Annotated in this window: 4 protein-coding genes; 3 read left to right on the top strand and 1 reads right to left on the bottom strand. The window is 60.5% G+C overall.

Going from position 1 to position 3,171, the window contains the following annotated elements; genetic code table 11:
• The first annotated feature begins 266 nt into the window (after nucleotides 1–266).
• The 3 genes from ACTO5E_RS10590 to ACTO5E_RS10580 all read left to right on the top strand — a co-directional run bounded on the left by ACTO5E_RS10590 (nucleotide 267) and on the right by ACTO5E_RS10580 (nucleotide 1,680).
• Nucleotides 267–698 carry an SdpI family protein gene (locus ACTO5E_RS10590; protein ID WP_482303487.1) on the top strand — a complete coding sequence of 144 codons (432 nt, stop codon included), beginning with the start codon at nucleotides 267–269 and terminating at the stop codon, nucleotides 696–698.
• Nucleotides 695–1,057: a hypothetical protein gene (locus ACTO5E_RS10585; protein ID WP_482303485.1), complete on the top strand. Its 363-nt coding sequence runs from the start codon at nucleotides 695–697 to the stop codon at nucleotides 1,055–1,057. Before ACTO5E_RS10590 ends, ACTO5E_RS10585 begins: the two co-directional genes overlap by 4 nt.
• Nucleotides 1,058–1,140: 83 nt before the next feature.
• Nucleotides 1,141–1,680, top strand: a complete 540-nt coding sequence (locus ACTO5E_RS10580; protein WP_482303484.1) for a DUF6106 family protein — start codon at nucleotides 1,141–1,143, stop codon at nucleotides 1,678–1,680.
• A gap of 169 nt (nucleotides 1,681–1,849) precedes the next feature.
• On the opposite strand, the gene alr is transcribed toward ACTO5E_RS10580, so the two are convergent.
• Nucleotides 1,850–3,040, bottom strand: a complete 1,191-nt coding sequence (alr, locus tag ACTO5E_RS10575) for an alanine racemase (RefSeq protein ID WP_482303483.1) — start codon at nucleotides 3,038–3,040, stop codon at nucleotides 1,850–1,852.
• Nucleotides 3,041–3,171 lie beyond the last annotated feature (131 nt).

Below are 3,171 nucleotides of genomic sequence, written 5' to 3'. Positions count from 1 at the left end.
CGCCCTACGGGCGGGGGGAACACAGATGATTATCTCTGCGGTTGGGACACTCCCGGGGGGGGGAGCGAGCCCAGGCGCGCCGCTCTTGCGCGGCTGGGGAAGGTTTGCGGAGCAAAGCTTCTACGGCTTGCGGAGCAAGACGGCGAGCGGCCTGTTTGGGGAGCAGTGCGTGGGAGGGGCTTGAGGCTGTGGTCGTGGGTTGCAAGGGCGGCTTGACTTTTGCACAAGGCTCCTGTATAATGTTAACAAAAAAGGGGGTTGGTTTTATGTTTCTGTGGTTTATGACGCTCTTTTTTACTCTGCTCATTCCCTGCACCATGCTCCTCTTTGGAGTTTTGTGGAAGCGCCGCCCGCCCAGGGACATCAACTGTCTTTATGGCTACCGCACGGCCAGGTCCTGCAAAAGCCAGGCTGCCTGGGACTTTGCCCAGCAGTATGTGGGCCGTGTGTGGCGGGGCTGGGGGCTGGGGAGTCTGGTGGCTTCGGCAGTCGGGTTTGTGGTGGGGTCGCTGGCTCTGGCGGGGTGGGACCCGGCGGCTTTGGGCACAAAGGAGCTGGTTGACCCATTCAGCTGGCTGTGCCTGATTTTGGTGGGCTTGCAGATGGGGATTCTGGTTGGCTCCATTTTCCCGGCGGAGCGGGCATTGAAGCGGCGGTTTGACCAGGAGGGCAAGCCCCGGAAGGAGGAGGAGCTGTGAACGCGAAAAGAACCTATTTGATCTGGCTGGGGATTGCGGCTGCTGTGATGCTGCTGCCCTATGGGGCCAACGCTCTTTTTGTCCCGCGGGAGGCCCGGATGTTTTTTACCATTCTGCTGTTTTTTGCGGTAGGGCCGGCCTGCGCTTTTGTGGGCGGCCTGTGGGCCGGAAAGAACTGGCGGTCCTTGTGGGGAATGCCGCTGATTACCTGCGGGATGTATTTGATTGGGGTTTGGTGCTTTTTGGACCTGGGGAACCCGGATTTTCTGGTTTACGCGGGGATGTATCTGGCCCAGGGGCTGCTGGCCATGGGGCTTTCGGCGGCACTGCACCGCCGTTGGCGGAAAAAAGGGAAATAATTCAGGGCAGGTCATTGAAAAGCCAGGGCCTCTGTGTTATAATTGACTGAAATCAGCGATAGTCGGGAAAGGAATTTTTAAAGATGAATGATGTGTTTGTGGAGCGGATGGTCAAAAAGAAGTTTGAGACCACGGACCTGCTGGTTGTTTTAGGGGTAATTCTGGGCATTCTTGTGGCAACGCTGGCAGGGTTTGTGGTGGGGATGCTGATCATCCCCTTCCCTATGATCACCCTGTTGGTGGCTGCGGGGGCGGTGTTCGGGGGGTACAAGCTGGTGTCCATGCGGATGCTGGAATTTGAGTACAGCCTGACCAACGGCTTTGTGACGGTGGACAAGATTATGAACCGGTCCACCCGCAAGCGCATGACCTCCTTTGAGTGCGACTCCTGCGAGGACATTGGCAAGTACACGGAGAATGAGGCCAGGCTGAAGACCCGGTCCTTTGACGCCAGGGTGTTTGCCACCCAGTTTGCGGACCACAGGGACTCGTGGTATATGATTGTACGCAGCGGCAAAACCGGGAAGACTTTGGTGGTGTTTGACCCGGATGAGGATTTGCTGGCAGCGGTAAAGAAGTATATTCCCAGGGCGTTGAAGTTTGAGAAGTTTGGGCGCGGCTGAGGAAAGAAAAAAAGAGGACGCTTCCCGGGAGGGGGGCGTCCTTTTTTTGCGGTTTGCTTTTATGGAGGTATGCTGCCAGCGAGCGCAGACGCGGGGTCTTGGCGGCTTTCTCCCCTTGCGGAGCAAGGGGGCGAGCGTCCCTGTTTGCGGGGATGGGGAAAGCTCTGTTTTAGGGGAGGAGTTGGTTATAGATGCTGTCTGTCTTCCCGTTCTTCAGATAGACCCGGGGGACCCGCTTAGACAGGGCGCAGACCACCTCGTAGTGGATGGTGCCCTCCCAGCCCGCTACCTCTCCGGCGGTGATCTCCTCTTCCCCGTCCTGACCGATGAGGGTGACCCGCTCGCCAATGGGCACCTGGCCTAAGGGGGTCACGTCAGCCATAAGCTGGTCCATACAGATGCGGCCCAGCACGGGGCAGCGCTGCCCCCGGATCAGCACCTGGGCTCCCCCTTGGGCCAGGAGGCGGGGGTAGCCGTCGGCATAGCCTACGGGCACGGTGGCAATCAGCATTTCGCGGTCGGCGGTGTATTTTCTGCCATAGCTGAGGGTGGCCCCGGGCTGCACGGTCTTTACATGAGACACCACGGAGCGCAGGGAGAGCACGGGCTTCAGGGCAGGCGCCGCCCGCATTTGAGAGGAGGGGCTGAGGCCGTAAAGCACCACGCCGGCCCGCACCATGTCCATATGGGAGAGGGGGTAGTCGAACAGGGCGGCGGAATTGGCGCAGTGCCGCAGGGGGAACCGGAGGCCCTCCCGTTCCAGGGCCTCTACCATTTCTTTGAAGCAGCCGAACTGGCGCATGGTGAAGGCGTCGCCGGCAGGGCCCTCGTCGGACACGGCGAAGTGGGTGAAAATGCCCTCGGGAATCAGGCCGGGCAGGGTGCAGGCGGCTTTTACCTGGGCGATGGCGTTCTGGTCACGGGCAATGTCTTGAAAGTAAAAGCCCAGACGGCTCATGCCGGTGTCGATTTTGGCGTGGATTTTTACCTGGACCCCTGCCTGCCGGGCCTGCTGGGACAGGGCCTGGGCGTAGCGGGGGGAGTAGACGCATTGGGAGATATTTTCGTCAGCCAGGGACTTGGCCTCCTCTGGGGGGGTGAAGCCCAGCACCAGCACCGGGGTTCTGACGCCGGCCAGGCGCAGCTGAAGGGCCTCCTCCAGGTTGGAGACGGCAAACCAGCCGGCGCCCAGGGCTTGGAGCTCTCGGGTGAGGCGGAGGGCTCCGTGGCCGTAGCCGTCGGCCTTGACCACGCAGCAGACCTTTGCTTGGGGGTTGGCGGCCTGGCGGACCAGGCGGAAATTATTGGCCAGGGCATCGAGGTCGATTTCGGCCCAGGTTCTTCTGAGGATTTCCTTCATAACAGCCTCCTTGCGCGCCGGAGGGGCGCGGCGGTTTCTGGGGTCTATTATAGCATTTTGGCGGGGGAGAAGCAAGGGGCTTGGGAGGGCTGGCGCTTTAGAGGGGGGAAGCCGGAGTATAGTCGGGAGGC

The sequence above is a fragment of the Acutalibacter sp. genome (assembly GCF_056800975.1).
The sequence above is the reverse complement of the archived record's forward strand: the minus strand, read 5'-3'. Positions and strand labels throughout refer to the sequence as shown.